16 protein-coding genes are annotated in these 17,763 nt (G+C 71.3%); 1 reads left to right on the forward strand and 15 read right to left on the reverse strand.

The window, feature by feature from the left end; genetic code table 11:
* Positions 1-24: 24 nt before the first annotated feature.
* From lepB (ACFYYB_RS12715) to proS, 9 genes are all read right to left on the reverse strand, one after another.
* Positions 25-735 (reverse strand): signal peptidase I, encoded by a 711-nt coding sequence (gene lepB / locus ACFYYB_RS12715; protein ID WP_389435139.1) that lies wholly within the window; start codon positions 733-735, stop codon positions 25-27.
* Positions 736-892: 157 nt separating this feature from the next.
* The gene (gene lepB, locus ACFYYB_RS12720) at positions 893-1,705 is read right to left on the reverse strand and encodes a signal peptidase I (RefSeq protein WP_389435141.1); all 813 of its coding nucleotides are present in this window, start codon (positions 1,703-1,705) and stop codon (positions 893-895) included.
* 44 nt (positions 1,706-1,749) lie between these two features.
* Positions 1,750-2,100, reverse strand: coding sequence for a 50S ribosomal protein L19 (rplS, locus tag ACFYYB_RS12725; protein WP_112450506.1), 351 nt, complete (start codon positions 2,098-2,100; stop codon positions 1,750-1,752).
* A 134-nt stretch (positions 2,101-2,234) separates the two neighbouring features.
* Positions 2,235-3,056: a tRNA (guanosine(37)-N1)-methyltransferase TrmD gene (trmD, locus tag ACFYYB_RS12730; protein WP_389435143.1), complete on the reverse strand. Its 822-nt coding sequence runs from the start codon at positions 3,054-3,056 to the stop codon at positions 2,235-2,237.
* A complete protein-coding gene (gene rimM / locus ACFYYB_RS12735) occupies positions 3,056-3,652 on the reverse strand; it encodes a ribosome maturation factor RimM (protein WP_389435145.1) in 597 nt (198 codons plus the stop codon). The genes trmD and rimM overlap by 1 nt, the downstream gene beginning before the upstream one ends.
* Before the next feature lie 79 nt (positions 3,653-3,731).
* Complete coding sequence (locus tag ACFYYB_RS12740) at positions 3,732-3,971, reverse strand: RNA-binding protein (RefSeq protein ID WP_030011889.1); 240 nt, start codon at positions 3,969-3,971, stop codon at positions 3,732-3,734.
* 2 nt (positions 3,972-3,973) lie between these two features.
* On the reverse strand, positions 3,974-4,417 hold the full coding sequence (gene rpsP, locus ACFYYB_RS12745) for a 30S ribosomal protein S16 (RefSeq protein ID WP_243337676.1): 444 nt from the start codon (positions 4,415-4,417) through the stop codon (positions 3,974-3,976).
* Between the two features lie 203 nt (positions 4,418-4,620).
* On the reverse strand, positions 4,621-5,217 hold the full coding sequence (locus tag ACFYYB_RS12750; protein WP_243337678.1) for a hypothetical protein: 597 nt from the start codon (positions 5,215-5,217) through the stop codon (positions 4,621-4,623).
* Positions 5,218-5,430: 213 nt separating this feature from the next.
* On the reverse strand, positions 5,431-6,843 hold the full coding sequence (gene proS / locus ACFYYB_RS12755) for a proline--tRNA ligase (RefSeq protein ID WP_389435148.1): 1,413 nt from the start codon (positions 6,841-6,843) through the stop codon (positions 5,431-5,433).
* A 153-nt stretch (positions 6,844-6,996) separates the two neighbouring features.
* On the opposite strand from proS, the gene ACFYYB_RS12760 reads away from it, so the two are divergent.
* Positions 6,997-7,674 (forward strand): methyltransferase type 11, encoded by a 678-nt coding sequence (locus ACFYYB_RS12760; RefSeq protein ID WP_327304327.1) that lies wholly within the window; start codon positions 6,997-6,999, stop codon positions 7,672-7,674.
* A 57-nt stretch (positions 7,675-7,731) separates the two neighbouring features.
* On the opposite strand, the gene ftsH is transcribed toward ACFYYB_RS12760, so the two are convergent.
* The 6 genes from ftsH to ACFYYB_RS12790 form a co-directional block, all read right to left on the reverse strand.
* Positions 7,732-9,726 carry an ATP-dependent zinc metalloprotease FtsH gene (gene ftsH, locus ACFYYB_RS12765; protein ID WP_389435150.1) on the reverse strand — a complete coding sequence of 665 codons (1,995 nt, stop codon included), beginning with the start codon at positions 9,724-9,726 and terminating at the stop codon, positions 7,732-7,734.
* 102 nt (positions 9,727-9,828) lie between these two features.
* Entirely contained in the window at positions 9,829-11,403 is a 1,575-nt protein-coding gene (gene ffh / locus ACFYYB_RS12770; protein ID WP_389435152.1) for a signal recognition particle protein, read from the reverse strand.
* Positions 11,404-11,557: 154 nt separating this feature from the next.
* Positions 11,558-13,987 carry a [protein-PII] uridylyltransferase gene (locus tag ACFYYB_RS12775; RefSeq protein WP_389435154.1) on the reverse strand — a complete coding sequence of 810 codons (2,430 nt, stop codon included), beginning with the start codon at positions 13,985-13,987 and terminating at the stop codon, positions 11,558-11,560.
* Positions 13,988-14,004: 17 nt separating this feature from the next.
* The gene (locus tag ACFYYB_RS12780) at positions 14,005-14,343 is read right to left on the reverse strand and encodes a P-II family nitrogen regulator (protein ID WP_112451060.1); all 339 of its coding nucleotides are present in this window, start codon (positions 14,341-14,343) and stop codon (positions 14,005-14,007) included.
* Complete coding sequence (locus tag ACFYYB_RS12785; RefSeq protein WP_274549750.1) at positions 14,340-15,686, reverse strand: ammonium transporter; 1,347 nt, start codon at positions 15,684-15,686, stop codon at positions 14,340-14,342. The genes ACFYYB_RS12780 and ACFYYB_RS12785 overlap by 4 nt, the downstream gene beginning before the upstream one ends.
* A gap of 335 nt (positions 15,687-16,021) precedes the next feature.
* Positions 16,022-17,542 carry a hypothetical protein gene (locus ACFYYB_RS12790; RefSeq protein WP_389436180.1) on the reverse strand — a complete coding sequence of 507 codons (1,521 nt, stop codon included), beginning with the start codon at positions 17,540-17,542 and terminating at the stop codon, positions 16,022-16,024.
* Positions 17,543-17,763: the final 221 nt, after the last annotated feature.

The raw sequence follows: 17,763 nt of genomic DNA on the forward strand, positions 1-17,763 counted from the left end.
AAGGCGCGGGAGACCAAGGACACACTATGCGAACGAGGAGCCGCCCCGGCGCCTACGGGGCGCGCGGCGACCGCCGCGCGCCTGGTCGGGAACCATGCGGAAGGTGGCGGGCTGTTCCAGCCGGTGCCAGTGCCCGACGGGCCAGGCGATCACCACGGCCTGGCCGACCACGTCCTTGACGTCGATCGTGCCGTGGAAGGCCTCGTCGAGGTGGTAGCGGGAGTCGGCGGAGTTCGCCCGGTGGTCGCCCATGACGAAGATCCGTCCGGCGGGCACCTGCACCTCGAAGCGGATCTCCGAGGGCGCGTTGCCCGGGTTGACGTACGGCTCGTCGAGCGGCGAGCCGTTGACGCTGACCCGCCCCCGGGCGTCGCAGCACTTCACGCTGTCCCCGCCGACCCCGATGACCCGCTTGATCAGGTCCTGTTCGTTCGCCGAGGGCAGCAGGCCGATGAAGGTGAGCGTCTGCTTGATCTGCTTGACGCCCACCGGGTCCTCGGCCGGCTGGACGCTGTCGGCGCCCAGCCAGCCTCCCGGGTCCTTGAAGACGACCACGTCGCCCCGCTCGACCTGGGAGCCGAACCACGGGGTGAGCTTGTCCACCAGGACCCGGTCGCCGATGCGGATCGTCTGCTCCATGGATCCCGACGGGATGAAGAAGGCCTGGACGAGGAAGGTCTTGAGGATCAGGGCGATGCACAGCGCGACCACCACGAGCAGGGGAAGCTCACCCACCCGCCGGGTACGCCGCCTGCGCTTCACCCGGCGGGCGAGGCGACGCCGTTCGGCCCGGCTGCCGGGCTCGGCGGGCCCGGCGCCTGGCTCGGGCTCCGGCTCCGGTTCGGGCTCCGAGCCGGCGTCCTCGTACCGGTCTCCCCGCGGGCGCCCGCGGCTACCCACGGCCGCCGCCCGCGGAATCCGCGGCACCCCAGCGCGACACCGGCCAGCCGATCCAGTCGGCCCGCCCGATCACCTTCTCCACCGGCACCATCCCCCCGCCCGGCTCCCCGAGGTGGTCCCGGGAGTCCCGGGACTGGGAACGATGATCACCCATGACCCACAGGCTCCCAAGGGGCACGACGATACGGAACGGCACTTTCGATCCGGAGTCGCCGGGAAAGAGGTACGGCTCGTCCAGCGGGACCCCGTTGACCTTGATCCGGCCCTGTTCGTCGCACACCACGTCGTCGCCGCCGATACCCACGACCCGCTTCACGAAATCGGTGTCCGAGGGCTCGGCCAGCCCGAGCGCGGAGACCGCCCCGTGCAGGGCGTCGCCGATCGGACTCCCGCCCCGGTCCTCCTGTACGAAGGAGCCCGTGCCGTCGAAGACCACGACGTCCCCGCGCTCCGGCCGGTCGCCGAAACGGTACGCCAGCTTGTTGACCAGGACCCGGTCCCCGACGGCGAGCGTGGGCTCCATCGAGTGGCTCGGGATCAGGAAGGGCTGGAGCACGAAATTGCTGAACAGCAGCAGGAAGACGGTGCAGGCGAGGCCGAGCAGCCCGGCACGCCGCCAGCTCAGCCGGTCCAACGGGCCCCGACCCGAGTCCGCCGCCGAGTCCGCCACCGGGCCCGCCGCCGGGGCCGTGCCCGGAGTCGGACCCGAGTCCGGTCCCGCTCCGGAAAGCACGAAACGCGACCGCCCCTCCCCCTCGTCGGGGGAAGAGTGGCCGCGCTGCGTGTGAGGTGCTTCGGTGTCCATCGGGGGCGAGCCTATCCGGCCTTCCCCTGAACCCCGGGAGCAGATCAGCGGTCGCGCTTCTCCTTGATCTTCGCGGCCTTGCCGCGGAGCTCACGGAGGAAGTACAGCTTGGCGCGACGCACGTCACCGCGGGTGACGAGCTCAATCTTCTCGAAGATCGGGGAGTGGACCGGGAAGGTACGCTCCACGCCGACGCTGAAGGAGACCTTGCGGACGGTGAAGGTCTCGGAGACGCCCGCGCCCTGGCGGCGGATGACGACACCCTTGAACTGCTGGATACGGGAGCGGTTGCCCTCGATCACGCGGACGTGCACGTTGACGGTGTCACCCGGGCGGAAGGCCGGGAGGTCCGAGCGCAGGGTGGCGGCGTTGACGCCATCGAGCAGGTGAGACATGTGATTCGTCTGCTTTCTTCGCATGACGCCACAGGTCGCCGATGCGGGGTTTCCGGAGAGAATTCGGGAGCTGCGGGACTCGGCGGACGACGGTCCCCCTGTGGCAGGGGCGTACGCGAGCACACAGCAGCCGCCTATTCTTCCACGGTCTGCGGCCTGCGCCAAAATCGGCCGTCGGAGGACGGCTTCCAGCCGAGGATGCTCAGCAGCTCGCGGTCCTTCTTGTCGAAGGCCGAGGCCTCGCAGCGCTCGATCAGGTCCGGGCGGTTGGCCGCCGTACGGCGGAAGGCCTCGTCGCGGCGCCACCGGGCGATCTTGCCGTGATGGCCGCTGACCAGCACGTCCGGGATCCCGTGGCCGCGCCACTCCGGGGGCTTGGTGTAGACGGGCCCCTCCAGCAGGTTGGCCATGTCCCCGGGCGCGAAGGAGTCGTCCCGGTGCGATTCGGCGTTGCCGAGCACCCCGGGGAGCAGCCGGGCCACGGCCTCGGTGACGACCAGGACGGCCGCCTCGCCGCCGGCCAGGACGTAGTCCCCGATGGACACCTCGTAGACCGGCAGGCGCGTGGCGTACTCGTCCATGACCCGGCGGTCGATGCCCTCGTACCGGGCCGGGGTGAAGATCAGCCAGGGTCGTTCGGAGAGCTCGACGGCCAGTTCCTGGGTGAAGGGCCGGCCGCTGGGGGTGGGGACGACGATGACGGGCCCGTGCGCGCCCGATTCGTAGCCGTCGGCCAGGGCCGCGTCCAGGGCCTCGCCCCACGGCTCGGTCTTCATGACCATGCCGGGACCGCCGCCGTACGGGGTGTCGTCCACCGTGTTGTGCCGGTCGTACGTCCAGTCCCGCAGGTCGTGGACGTGCACGTCGAGCTGGCCGCGCGCCCTCGCCTTGCCGACGAGGGAGACGTTGAGCGGTTCGAGGTACTCCGGGAAGATCGTGACGACGTCGAGACGCATCAGGCGTCTTCCCCGTCCGAGTCCGACGCCGAGTCCGGCCCCGCTTCCGCGGCTTCCTCGTCCCGGGCGGACACGACGATCGCCTCGCGCTCGTCGATGAGACCGGGCGGCGGGGTGATGACGCAGCGCTGCTCTTCGAGGTCGATCTCGGCGACGATCTCCTCGACGAAGGGGATCATCACCTCGGTGCCGTCCGGCCGCTCGACGATGAACAGGTCCTGCGAGGGCAGGTGGGAGATCTCGGTGATCCGGCCGATCACGGTGCCGTCCTCCAGGACGACATCGAGGTCCATCAGCTGGTGGTCGTAGTACTCGTCGTCCTCGGCCGGCAGCTCCGCCGGGTCCACGTCGGCGATCAGCAGGGTGTTGCGCAGGGCCTCGGCGCCGGTGCGGTCCTTGACCCCGGCGAAGCGCAGCATCAGCCTGCCGCTGTGCACCCGGCCCGTCTCGACCGTCAGCGGTCCCGCCGACGCGGGGTCGGTCCGCAGCACGGCACCCGGCCCGAGCCGCAGCTCGGGCTCGTCGGTCCGCACCTCGACGGTGACCTCACCCTTGATCCCGTGGGCGCGGCCGATCCGCGCGACTACCAGCTCCACTGCTTTTCTCCTGTTCAGACGACGACGGGCCGGGGCGGGCACGTATGCCCTCCCCGGCCCGTGCCGGTGATTCAACTGCTCAGCGGACCTGGTCCACGTCGACGAGGTCGACGCGGATCCCCCGGCCGCCGATAGCGCCCACGACGGTACGCAGAGCACGTGCGGTGCGGCCGTTGCGGCCGATCACCTTGCCGAGGTCGTCGGGGTGGACCCGAACCTCCAGCACCTGCCCGCGGCGCAGGTTGCGCGAGGCGACCTGCACTTCGTCGGGGTTGTCCACGATGCCCTTCACGAGGTGCTCAAGAGCCTCCTCGAGCATGCTCAGGCCTCGGTCGACTCGGCGGTCTCGGCCTCAGCCTCGTCCGCCTTCTTGTCGGCCTTCTTCGCCTTCTGGGTGATGGCTTCGCCCTTGCCCTCGCCGATGCCCTCGAGGGCCTTGGCGAACTCGTCGAAGGAGCGACGCTTGTTCTCCTTCGTCGCCGGCTGCAGCAGCGGCGCGGGGGCCGGAAGGCCCTTGTGCGCCTGCCAGTCACCGGTGAGCTTCAGGATGGCGAGCACAGCCTCGGTGGGCTGGGCGCCAACGGACAGCCAGTACTGCGCACGCTCGGCGTTGACCTCGATGCGCGACGGGTTGTACGTCGGGTGGTAGATACCGATCTCTTCGATCGCGCGACCGTCCCGACGGGTACGGGCGTCGGCGACGACGATGCGGTAGTGCGGCTGGCGAATCTTGCCGAGGCGCTTGAGCTTGATCTTGACTGCCACTGGAGTGGTGTCTCCTGAACTTGACGTGGTTGGGCACATGAGATGCCACGTGGGGTTGCGGTACTCGGGTGCCCGATGGACGCGTCAGCCGGAGGAGAGAGGGGTCCTATGCGACTGTCGAGTACAGCTGTCCATTGTGCCACACGCCCGCGGCGCGCTCGGCCGGGAGGTCGCGCCCGCATGGACCGGGGCCACCCGCCGGGTCAGGAAGCCACCGCGATGGCCACTTCCGGGATGCGGAACGGCTTCATGCAGCCTCCGCACACGATCGGGGCCTGGGCCAGTACGGACGGGACCACGCGCACGTTGCGCCCGCAGTCGCAGACGGCCTTGACGCGGACGCCGCCGCCGGAGGACCCGTGCCGGGCCGCCGGTCCGCGGAAGCTGCGCTTGGTGTCGGCGGCCGTGGCGACCGTGTGGGCCTTCAGCGCACGCTGAAGGCGCTCCATGGTGGGGCGGTAGCGCTTCTTCGCCTCGGGATTGAGCGAGACCAGGGAGAAGCCACTGCTCGCGTGCGGCTCGTCGGTGTGGTCCAGCCCCATCTCCTCGGCGATCGCGAGGAACCTGCGGTTGTGGTAGCGGCCGGCCCGCGAAGTGTCACGCACTCCGCGGGCTGCGGCGATGCCGTGGACTGCCTCGTGCAGCAGTCGCTCGAAGGAGAGTTCGGCGCCGCAGGCGGACGAGGACTCTCCGATCAGGGACTCGGGCGCGGCAAGGTCAGGCAGCTCGGGGTGGTACCGCTGAATATCGGCCCACGCCTGCGCCAGCTCTGCGGCGAGAACAGGTGGTGTCGTGCTCACGTCGTGACAACGAGCCGGGGTGCCCCGGTGTTCCGATTCCGGGCCATTCCAAATTTTTTGCACGTACCAGTCAGTTCAGTCTCATGCGTCCCGACGAGGACGGGTGCGCATATCTCAGGAGGAGTCGGTACGTAGTGAGGGCTACCGCCCGACACAGCCCCGGCGCGCGGCGGATGCCGCACGCCGGGGCGTGAGAGCCCTCAGCCGGACCGGCTAGTACGAGCGCGCGACGATCGCGAGGTTGCCGGGGGCGTCGTCCGCCTGCGGCACCGACCCGTCCTCGGCGATCAGGCAGCGTACGGAGACGGCCTGCTCGGCGAGCTTCGCCTCGCCCTCGGGGCCGAGGTCGGCCCACGGGATCCGCGCCCAGCCACCGGCGATGGCGGCCTCGGCGGCCTCCTCGATGGTCGAGACGTCGGAGGTGCGGGAGATGCGGCGCTCGCGGGACTCGCGCAGCAGCTGCTCCTGGTCCTCCTCCAGCACCTTGGGCAGCAGGGCGGCGAGGTCGGAGATCTGCACGGCCTCCTTGCCGCCCGGGATCCGGCGGGCCAGCATCGCGGTGCCGGCCTCCAGGTCGCGGGGACCGATCTCGACGCGGACCGGTACGCCCTTGAGCTCCCAGTCCACGGCGCGGCGGCCGAAGGGCGTGTCGACGCGGTCGTCGACGAACACCCGCAGGCCCGCGGCCTTGAGCTGGGCGCCCAGCTCGCGGACCTTCGCCACGGCCTCGTCGCCCTTGATCGCCATGACGACGACCTGGACGTGCGCGAGGCGCGGCGGGACCCGCAGGCCGTTGTCGTCGCCGTGCGACATGATCAGGCCGCCGACCATGCGGGTCGAGACGCCCCACGAGGTCTGCCAGACGAGCTCCTGCTTGCCTTCCTTCGACAGGTACTGCGTGTTGAAGGCCTTGGCGAAGTTGGTGCCGAGCTCGTGGCTCGTGCCGAGCTGCAGGGCCTTGCCGTCGCCCATCATGCCCTCGAGCGTGAGGGTGTTGATGGCGCCGGCGAAGCGCTCCTTGGCGGTCTTGCGGCCGAGCACGACGTCGATGCCGAGCACGTTGGTCATGAAGTCGCCGTACACGTCCGTGTGGATGCGGGCGGCGTAGTCGCGGGCGTCCTCGTACGTGACGTGGGCCGTGTGGCCCTCCTGCCAGAGGAACTCGCTCGTACGGAGGAACACGCGCGGGCGCATCTCCCAGCGGACCACGTTCGCCCACTGGTTGATCAGCAGGGGCAGGTCGCGGTAGCTCTGGACCCACTTGGAGAAGTACTCGTTGATGATCGTCTCGGAGGTCGGCCGGACGACGACCGGCTCGTCGAGCTCCTTGCCGCCGCCGTGCGTGACGATCGCGAGCTCGGGGGCGAAGCCCTCGACGTGCTCCGCTTCCCGCGTCAGGTACGACTGCGGGATGAAGAGCGGGAAGTACGCGTTCTGGGCGCCCGCGTCCTTGATGCGCGCGTCCATCTCCTGCTGCATCCGCTCCCACAGGCCGTAGCCGTACGGCCGGATGACCATCGTGCCGCGGACCGGACCATTGTCGGCCAGCTCGGCCTTGTTGATCAGATCCTGGTACCAGCGGGGGAAATCCTCCGCCTGGGGGGTGAGAACGGGTGCCTTTGCCATGGCGCGAATGGTACGGCGCCCGGAGTGCCGAACGTGAATCGGGTCGCGCCCTCCCATGAATCGAGTGGCGCGCTCCTCTGGACGCGGGGGCGAATCGGGAGTTCTCTGGCAACGGGGGCATGGGGGCGAAACGGAATCAGGAGCGCTCTTTCGATGACACCGACGCCGACGGCGACGCTTGTCGCGCGGGACTGGGCGGAGATCCAGGAACGGATGCTGGTACCGCTGTACGAGGCGGTCTACGACCGGCTGGAGGTCGGGCCGGGAGACCGGCTGCTCGGCCTCGACTGCGGGGCCGGACTGGCCCTGCTGCTGGCCTCGGGCCGGGGAGCCCTGGCCACGGGTGTGGAGACGGATCCGGCGCGCCGGACGCTGGCCCGGGAGCGCCTCCTGGAGGTGCTCGCGGCCCCTCCGGCGCCCGCGGTGCCCTACGACGTCCTGCTGGCCTTCTCGCCCTCCCCGGGCGCCTTGGCCGCGGCCCTGCCGGCGCTGCGCCGGCCGGGCGCCGCGGTGGTGCTGGCGGACTGGGGTCCGGCGGAGCGGTGCACGGTGCCCTCCGTCCTGGGCGGCGGGCCGGCCGCGCGGGACCTGGACGCGATGGCGGCCGCGGCCGGGCTGGTGCCGGACGGGTCGGGGCGGGTGTTCTGCCCCTTCGGGTACGCCGACGTGGACAGCGCGGTGCGCGGGCTGCTGTCGACCGGGCTGTACGAGTGCTCCGACCCGGTGCAGGTGGAGAAGGAGCTGGCGGAGGCGCTTCACCCGTACGAACGGGGTGACGGGGCCGTCTGGCTGCCGAACATCTTCCGCTACGTCATCGCCCGTACGGCCTAACCGCCCTACGCGCGCGACCGCCGCCGTGCGGGGCCCCGGACCGGCCCCGCGCGGCGCTCACTCGTGCGGCGCCGACTTGTGGAGGCGGGGAATGCCCGCGGCGGCGTAGGCGGCCGCTTCGTCGAGGGTTTCGTTGGCCATCAGGGCCTCCGCGAGGGCGTCCAGCTTGTCGCGGTTCTCGACGAGCAGGCGGCAGGCCTTCTCGTAGCACTCGTCGACGATCCGGCGCATCTCGTGGTCCACCGCGTCGAGGGTGGCGGGCGCGGCGGAGAGGCCGTAGGGGCTCTGTCCGTCCGAGGGGATGGCGGTGAGGCGGCCGATGCGCTCGCTCATGCCCCAGCGGCCGACCATGCCCCGGACGATGTTGGTGACCTGTTCGAGGTCGTTCTCCGCGCCGGTGGTGATGACCTCGTAGACCACCTGCTCGGCGGCCATGCCGCCCAGGGCCCCGATGATGCGGCCGCGCAGGTACTCCTCCGTGTAGGCGTACCGGTCGGCCTCCGGGGTGGAGAGGGTGACCCCGAGCGCCCGCCCGCGCGGCACGATGGTGATCTTGCGGACGGGGTCGGCGCCGGGCTGGAGCATGCCCAGCAGGGCGTGACCGCTCTCGTGGTACGCGGTACGGCGGCGCTCCTCGTCCGGCATGACCAGCGGCCGCTCGGCGCCCAGCTGGACCTTCTCCAGCGCGTCGGAGAGGTCCGTCTGGGTGACCTCCTTCTGCTGGCGCTTCACGGCGAGCAGGGCGGCCTCGTTGGCGAGGTTGGCCAGTTCGGCTCCGGTCATGCCCGGGGTCGTACGGGCCATCTGCGCGAGGTCGACTCCGGCGGCCAGCGGGATGTCCCTGGTGTGGATGCGCAGGATGGCTTCGCGGCCGGCCTTGTCGGGCGGGGAGACCATGACGGTGCGGTCGAAGCGGCCCGGCCGGGTCAGCGCCGGGTCCAGCACGTCGGCCCGGTTGGTCGCGGCGAGGACGACCACGCCCTCGGAGCCGGAGAAGCCGTCCATCTCGGTGAGGATCTGGTTCAGGGTCTGCTCGCGCTCGTCGTGGCCGCCCATGGCCGCGCCGCCGCCGCGCACCCGCCCGATGGTGTCGATCTCGTCGATGAAGATGATCGCGGGGGCCACCTTGCGGGCCTCGGTGAAGAGTTCGCGGACCCGGGAGGCGCCGACGCCGACGATCATCTCGATGAACTCGGAGGCGGAGGCGGAGAAGAACGGCACCCCGGCCTCGCCGGCCACCGCGCGGGCGAGCAGGGTCTTGCCGGTGCCGGGCGGGCCGGCGAGCAGGACGCCGCCGGGCATGCGGGCGCCCATCTTGCGGTACTCGTCCGGGTTCTTCAGGAAGTCCACGACGTCGTTGAGCTCGCCCTCGACCTCGTCGATGCCGGCCACGTCCTCGAAGGTGGTGCGCTTGGCGCCCTCCAGCTCGACGGGCTTGGGCGGCGTCTTGCGGCCGAGCCCGCCCATGCCGCCGCCGCCCATCGCCGATCCCATCCGGCGGGCGATGACCACCCACAGGAGGACGAGCAGCAGCATCGGGGCCAGCGAGATCAGCAGATTGGCCAGGAAGCTGCGCTGTTCGACGACCGGGGAGGCCGTGACGACGACGTTCTGCTTGGTGAGGTTGGCCCACAGGTCGTCGTCGGCGAAGGCGGGCCGCTGGGAGACGAACTTCTTGTAGTCGCCCTTGTCCCCGTCCGGCTTGGGCTGCTCCGCCTTCAGCTCGCCCTGGATGGCGTCGCCCTTGGAGTAGATCTTCGAGACGTTGCCGTTCGCGACCTGCTTGCTGAACTCCGTGTACGAGATCGTCGGCTCGTCGCCCTCGTTGAAGAAGGAGAGCACCAGGTTGGTGATCAGGTAGACGATCAGGGCGGTGAGGATCAGGCCGCGCCAGCCGCCGGGCATCCGCTTCTTGGGCGGCGGGGCGGGCGGTGCGCCTTCGGAGCGCCAGGGCGTATCGGCCCGGTCGCGGGGCGGTACGGGGGTGGGGCTGGGCACGTAGGCCTCCTTCTGCCGTCCTCCCGGCCGACCATAAGCGACAAACCGGACCATCGCCCCTGGCGGCGGGCCACACGGCGAAGCCCCGGCCGGAGTGGTCCGGCCGGGGCTCGCGTGGCTCCGTACTGCTACGTCACGGTGCCGCGTGACGCACTGCTACTTCATGAACTTCTTGAACTCGTCCGGAAGGTCGAAGTCCTGACCGGGCTGGGCGCCCCCGGTGGGAAGTCCGAACGGGTTGCCGCCGGCGGCGGGCTCGATCGCCTCCGGACCGGCCTCGCGGCGCGCGGCTGCCGCGGCCTCTTCTTCCTTGCGCTTCATCGGGTTCCCGCTCTTGCGCTTGCCCTTGGCCTGCTTGACCTGCTTCTTCTGCCGGCCGGGGCCGCCGCCCATCCCGGGCATGCCCGGCATGCCCGGCATGCCGCCGCCCTGGGCCATGCGGGACATCATCTTGCGGGCCTCGAAGAACCGCTCGACGAGCGACTTGACGGCGCTGACCTCGGTGCCCGAGCCCTTGGCGATACGGGCGCGGCGCGAGCCGTTGATGAGGTGCGGGTCCTGGCGCTCGGCCGGGGTCATCGACTTGATGATCGCGGCGGTGCGGTCCACGTCGCGCTCGTCGATGTTGTTGATCTGGTCCTTGATCTGCCCCATGCCCGGGAGCATGCCGAGCAGCTTGGAGATGGAGCCCATCTTGCGGACCTGCTCCATCTGGGACAGGAAGTCGTCGAGCGTGAACTCCTTGGGCCCCTTCTGCAGCTTGGCCGCCATCTTCTCGGCTTCGGCCTGGCTGAAGGTCTTCTCGGCCTGCTCGATCAGGGTGAGCATGTCACCCATGTCGAGGATCCGGCCCGCCATGCGGTCCGGGTGGAAGGCGTCGAACTCGTCGAGCTTCTCGCCGTTCGAGGCGAAGATGATCTGCTTGCCGGTGACGTGCGCGATGGAGAGCGCCGCACCGCCTCGGGCGTCGCCGTCGAGCTTGGAGAGCACGACGCCGTCGAAGCCGACGCCGTCGCGGAAGGCCTCGGCGGTGTTGACCGCGTCCTGGCCGATCATGGCGTCGACGACGAAGAGGATCTCGTCCGGGCTGACGGCGTCGCGGATGTCCGCTGCCTGCTGCATCAGCTCCTGGTCGATGCCGAGGCGGCCGGCGGTGTCGACGATCACGACGTCGTACTGCTTGGTCCGCGCGTACTCGATGGAGTCCTTGGCGACCTGGACCGGGTCACCGACGCCGTTGCCGGGGGCGGGTGCGTAGACGGCCACGCCGGCCCGCTCGGCCACGACCGAGAGCTGGTTGACGGCGTTGGGGCGCTGGAGGTCACAGGCGACGAGGAGCGGGGTGTGGCCCTGCCCCTTCAGCCACAGACCGAGCTTTCCGGCGAGGGTGGTCTTACCGGCACCCTGGAGGCCGGCGAGCATGATCACGGTGGGCGCGGTCTTGGCGAAGCGCAGCCGCCGGGTCTCGCCGCCGAGGATGGAGACCAGCTCGTCGTTGACGATCTTGAGGACCTGCTGGCCCGGGTTCAGGGCCTTGGAGACCTCTTCGCCGCGGGCGCGCTCCTTGACGTTCGCGATGAAGGAGCGGACGACCGGGAGGGCGACGTCGGCCTCGAGGAGGGCGATACGGATTTCCCGCGCCGCAGCGTCGATGTCCTGCTCGGAGAGGCGGCCTTTGCCCCGGAGGGACTTGAAGGTCGCGCTGAGGCGGTCGGAAAGCGTATCGAACACGGTGGTCGCGATTCCTCGGGTCAGGGGGCGTGTGGTCGTCCCCAGGGTATCGGGCCGCGCCACCCCCCTGGCCCTGCGGGCGGCTTTCCCCCTCCGGGCCGGGCCCGTACGACGTCCGCCGCGCGGGGACGGCCCCGCGCAGCGGACGCCCCCGCTACGCCAGGGCCGCCTGGACCGCCCCCGCCAGGGCGGTCGCCGCCGGGCCTGCGAGGGGTTTGCCGTCCGCGTCGACCACGTAGACCGTGTCCACCGCGTTCGCGCCGAGCGTCGAGACGTGCGCGCTGCGGACCCTGACCCCGGAGGACTCCAGCGCCCGCCCGATCCGGTGCAGCAGCCCGACCGCGTCGGGAGCGCGCACCTCCAGGACCGTGGCCAGGGAGGAGACCTCGGGCATCACCGCGACCCGGGGCGGCGGCGGGACCACCCCGCGCCGGCGCGGGTACGCCGCCTCGCGGTCCGCCAGCTTCGCCGGGACGTCCAGCGAGCCGTCCAGGGCCCGCACCAGGTCGGTGCGCAGCCGTGCGGCCTGCGGCAGGGAGCCGTACTCCGCCGCCACCCGCCAGCGCAGGACCAGTACCTCGCCCAGTTGCTCCGGGAGCTCCATCGAGCGCAGGTCGGCCGCACGCACGGTGAGCCGGTGCAGGGCCAGTACGCCGGCCACCGCAGGCAGCACCCCCGGCTGGTCGGGGACGGCCACCACCAGTTCCACGCCGACCGCGTCCTCCTCCTGGCGGGCGTGCAGGGCCAGGACCGCCTCCCCGGTGCGCAGCGCCTCCACCGCGAGGCGCTCCTGCTCGGTGGTCGGGATCTCCAGCTCCGTCACCGCCGGGGCGACCCCGCGCAGCACGGCGGCGACCCGGGCGACCAGGTCGGCCACGAGCGAGCCGCGCCACGCGCTCCACGCCGCCGGGCCGGTGGCCAGCGCGTCGGCCTCCGTCAGCGCGTGCAGGATCTCCAGCGTGCCGGGCGACCCGACCGCCTCCGCGACCGCCTTGACGGTCGCCGGGTCGTCCAGGTCGCGCCGGGTGGCGGTGTCGATCAGCAGCAGGTGGTGGCGTACGAGCACGCCCAGCACGGCGACGTCCTCCGCGTCGAAGCCCACCCGCAGTGCCATGTCGCGCGCGATGGTCTCGCCGGCCACGGAGTGGTCGCCGGGCCAGCCCTTGCCGATGTCGTGCAGCAGCGCGGCCATCAGGAGGAGGTCGGGGCGGCCCACCCGGCGGGTCAGCTCCGAGGCCCGGACGGCCGTCTCGACGAGGTGCCGGTCCACGGTCCAGGTGTGCACCGGGTTGCGCTGCGGCCGGCACCGCACCCGCTCCCAGTCGGGCAGCAGCTTCGTGATGATCCCCTCGGCCTCCAGCGCCTCCCACACGGCCACCGTCGGCTCCCCCGCGCCCAGCAGGGTCAGCAGCTGCTCCCGGGCCTCGGCCGGCCACGGCACCGGCAGCGGCTTCGCCTGCGCCGCGAGCCGCCGTACGGCGTGCAGCGAGACGGGCAGTCCCGCCTGGGCGGCGGCCGCGCCGAAGCGCAGGGGCAGCACCGGGTCCCGGTCGGGCCGCGCGGCCAGGGCCAGTACGGCCTCGCCGTCGGACTCGACGACGCCTTCGGCGAGCGGAGCCCGCTCCGGTACGGAGCCGCGGGTGCCGAGCAGCCCGCGCAGCCGGGGGCGGGCCGACCGGGCCCGGAGCACGCGCCCGACCTCGCGCCAGGTCACGTCACCGGCGTACGAGACCACCCGCGCGGCCTCGTAGACCTCCCTGAGCAGGGCGTCGGCGTCGAGCAGACCGAGCTGCGCCGCGACCGGCGTCTGCTCCTGGAGGGAGAGCCGATCGGTGGCGCGGCCCGTCACCAGGTGCAGCGCGTCCCGGGCGTCGAGCAGCCGGCGCCGGGCTTCGGCGAGCCCCTCGCGGGGGGCGTCGGCCAGCCAGGACGCGGCTACGGCCCGCAGCGCGGTGACGTCGCGCAGTCCCCCGCGGGCCTCCTTGAGGTCGGGTTCCAGCAGGAAGCGGAGCTCCCCGGCACGCTCGGCCCGCTCGCGGCACAGGGAGTGCAGCTCGGGAAGGCGCTTGGCGGCGTGGTTGCGCCAGTCAGCCAGCACGGAGGTGCGCAGTCCCGCGAGGAGCCCGGCGTCGCCGGCGACGGGCCGGGCGTCGAGCAGTCCGAGGTGCACCTTGAGGTCTTCGGCGGCGGTCTTGCGGGCTTCGCCGGGGGTGCGCACCGAGTGGTCGAGGGCGACGCCGAGGTCCCAGACGGGGTACCAGAGCCGGTCGGCCAGGGTGGCCAGGGCGCGCGGTTCGGCCTTTCCGTCGTGCAGCAGGACCAGGTCGAGGTCGCTGCGCGGGGACAGTTCGGCGCGGCCGTAGCCGCCGACGGCGACGAGGGCGGCGCCCCGCACGCCCGTCTCCTTCACGGCGGTGGCGAACAGCGCCCTCAGCCAGTCGTCGGTCAGGGCGGCCAGGGCGGAACGCCGGGAAGGCCCGGACCGCGACTCCTCCTGGAGGAGTCGCAGCCGGGCCGCGGCGTACCCGCTGGGTCCCTGGTCGGCGGTGTTGCCGCCGTCAGTGGTCTCTTCGACGCTCGTCACCCAGAGGTTCCCATCACCTAGAGCGCGTCAGCGCCACGTTCGCCGGTGCGGACCCGGATGACCGAGTCCACGGGGATGCTCCACACCTTGCCGTCGCCGATCTTGCCGGTCTGGGCGGCGTCGACGACGATCCGCATCACGTCTTCCGCGTCGCCGTCCTCGACGAGCACCTCTATGCGGATCTTCGGTACGAGGTCCACGGTGTACTCGGCGCCCCGGTAGACCTCGGTGTGTCCGCGCTGGCGGCCGTAGCCGCTGGCCTCGGAGACGGTGAGCCCCTGGACTCCGAAGCGGTGCAGGGCTTCCTTGATCTCGTCGAGCCGGTGCGGCTTCACGATCGCGGTGATGAGCTTCATGCGTCAACCTTCTTGCTCGCGGCGGCAACGGGGGCGGGAACGGCGGTGCTCCGGGAGGAGGAACCGCCGCCGGCTCCGCTGAAGTCGTAGGCGGTCTCGGCGTGTTCGACCTGGTCGATGCCGGAGACCTCGTCGTCCTCGGGGACCCGCATCCCGATCGTCTTGTCGAGCAGGAAGGCGAGCACCGCGGACGCCACGAGAGAGTAGGCCAGGACGGAGAAGACTCCGATGGCCTGCTTGCCGAGCTGCTCCAGACCGCCGCCGTAGAAGAGGCCGGCCGCGTCGGACTGGACCCCGCCGGTGGCGAAGAAGCCGACGAGCAGGGAGCCGATGACACCGCCGACGAGGTGGACGCCGACCACGTCGAGGGAGTCGTCGTAGCCGAACTTGTACTTCAGGCCGACGGCCATGGCGCACACGACACCGGCGATGGCGCCGATGGCGATCGCGCCGAGCGGGGAGCAGGAGCCGCCGGAGGGGGTGATGGCGACGAGGCCCGCGACCGCGCCGGAGGCGGCGCCGAGGGTGGTGAAGGAGCCGTGGCGCAGCTTCTCGTAGCCGAGCCAGGCGAGCATGGCGGCGGCGGTGGCGACCTGCGTGTTGACGAACATGACCGCGCCGACGCCGTCGTCGTTGCCGAGCCAGGAGCCCGCGTTGAAGCCGAACCAGCCGAACCACAGCAGGCCGGCGCCGAGCATCACGAGCGGGAGGCTGTGCGGGCGCATGGGGTCCTTCTTGAACCCGACGCGCTTGCCGATGACCAGGATCACGCCGAGGGCCGCGGCGCCCGCGTTGATGTGGACGGCGGTGCCGCCCGCGAAGTCGATGACGCCGAGCTCGAAGAGCCAGCCGCCGGCGCCCCACACCCAGTGGGCGACGGGGAAGTAGACGATGGTGACCCAGAGGGTGATGAACAGCGCCCACGCGCTGAACTTGACGCGGTCGGCCAGGGCACCGCTTATCAGCGCCGGGGTGATGATCGCGAACATGAGCTGGAAGACGGCGAAGACGTAGACGGGGATGGTGTAGCCGTCCCACAGCTCGGTGATGCCGATGCCGCTGAGTCCCACGTAGTCGGAGGTCCAGCCGATGAGCGAGCCGGAGTCGGCGCCGAAGGCGAGGCTGAATCCGTAGAGGACCCAGAGGATCGTGACGATCCCGAGGCTGATGAAGCTCATCATCAGCATGTTGAGGCTGCTCTTGACGCGGACCATGCCTCCGTAGAAGAAGGCGAGTCCCGGGGTCATCAGCATGACCAGGGCGGAGCAGATGAGCATGAACCCGGTGTTCGCGGAAGACAGCGTGGGGGCGTCTGCCGCGAGGGTCGTGATGGCTGATGCCATCGGCGTCTCCTCGTCGTCGGTACGTTCGCGTGCGGGCGATCGTGAAAACCTGAGCGGCGCTGGTTCGTGAATCAGGCCTGAGGGTGTTCCGGCCCGGGGGCTGGCCGGTTATTGGCCCTGAGATTCGCGCAGGCCGGTTTCCGGCGGCGCCGCTGGGTGTTTCGCGTCGATGACGAAGAGGTCTGGCGTGTTACGCCTCCATGAACGAGTGGTTCATGGAGGTGGCGGGGGAAACCCGGCCGCGGCGATGACCCGGGGAACCTGGCTGGGGGAGCCTGATCGGGCTTCACGGGGTGACTGCCGCGGCCGGGGGCCTTGGGGCGGCCGGGTGGCCGTCAGACGGCCTCCGCGGCCTCGGGGAGGCGGGAGGCGAGGTGGTCGGTGAGCCGCACCACGTCGGCGACGTCGCCGTACTCACGCGCGGCGGTGTCGACGGTCTTGCGCAGCCGGGTGTTCACCCGTTCCGACCGCACCTTTCCCGCCACGTCGAGGGCGCGGCCGGCGAGGACGGTGGCCTGCTCGGGCTCGCGCTGGAGCAGGTGCACGGTGGCCATGCCGATCAGGTTGAGTGCGTAGGAGCGCTGGTGCTCCTCGTCCTTCTCGAAGAGCTCGACGGCACGCTGCATGACCGGCTCGGCGAGGGAGGCGTACATGGGGCTGCGGCCCGCGACGTAGGCCAGGTCCCGGTAGGAGTGGGAGTTCTCGCCGTTGAGCTCGGCCTCGGAGAAGAAGCGGATCCAGTCGGGCTCGGGCTCGGCGTCGAAGCCGACGTCGGAGAAGGTGTCCTCGGCCATCCGCACGGCCCGCTTGCAGCGGCTGGGCTGGCCCATGTTGGCGTAGGCGCGGGCCTCCATCGCATACAGCATCGCCTGCGTACGGGGCCCCGCGCAGTCGCGGCTGCCGTACTGGGCCAGGTGGATGAGCTCCAGGGCGTCCTCGGGGCGGCCCAAGTGGATCATCTGGCGGCTCATGCTGGAGAGGATGTACGAGCCCAGGGGCTTGTCCCCGCCCTCCTTCGCGGCGTGCAGCGCGAGGACGAAGTACTTCTGCGCGGTGGGGTGCAGGCCGATGTCGTAGCTCATCCAGCCGGCGAGTTCGGCGAGTTCGGCGGCGACCTTGAAGAGCCGCTTCATGACCGGGGCCGGGTGGTTCTCCTGGAGCAGGTCGGTGACCTCGTGGAGCTGGCCCACCACGGCCTTGCGGCGCAGTCCGCCGCCGCACTGGGCGTCCCACTGGCGGAACATCACGGTGGTGGCTTCGAGGAGGTCCACCTCGGGCTCGGAGAGCCGGGGCGGCCGGTGGCCGCTCAGGGCGCCCGTCGGCCCCGCCTCCCGGGGCCCCGGGTCGGCGGCCGGGACCGGTACGAGCCAGCGCTGCATGGGCTCGATGAGGGCGGGGCCGGCGGACAGGGCGAGCGAGGTCCCGAGGAAGCCGCGGCGGGCCAGCATCAGGTCGCTGCGGGAGAACTCGCCGAGGAGCTCGATGGTCTGCGGTCCGGCCCAGGGCAGGTCGACGCCGGAGACGGAGGGGGTCTGGTGGGCGGTGCGCAGGCCGAGGTGCTCGATGGCGACGACGGAGCCGAAGCGTTCGGAGAAGAGCTCGGACAGGATGCGCGGGACGGGCTCGCGGGGCTGTTCGCCGTCGAGCCAGCGCCGGACCCGCGAGGTGTCCGTGCTGATGTGGTGGGCGCCCATCTGGCGGGCACGGCGGTTGACCTGGCGGGCGAGCTCGCCCTTGGACCAGCCGCTGCGGACGAACCAGGACGTCAGCTGCTCGTTGCGGACGGTGGCGCCCTGCGACACGTCGGACTCCACGCCGGACTCCGCACTCGTTCCGCTTGCGCCGTTGCCGCTCACTGGAACGCCCCCCATCCGTCAGTCTCTTCCACACGAAACCCTGCCGGGAAACGGTCTTCACAGGTCCTTCACGCATGCCTCCGGCATACCCGCGCCCTACCCGCGAACCCGTCTCCTCATCGCGCTTCGTGCACCGAAAGTAATCCTACGATCACCCCTTCGGCGAGGTCGATCCCGGAAACGCCACCATTCGCCACCCCTTCGAATGAACTCGCCACCCG

It is taken from the genome of Streptomyces sp. NPDC002886 (assembly GCF_042888445.1).
GTDB lineage: Bacteria > Actinomycetota > Actinomycetes > Streptomycetales > Streptomycetaceae > Streptomyces.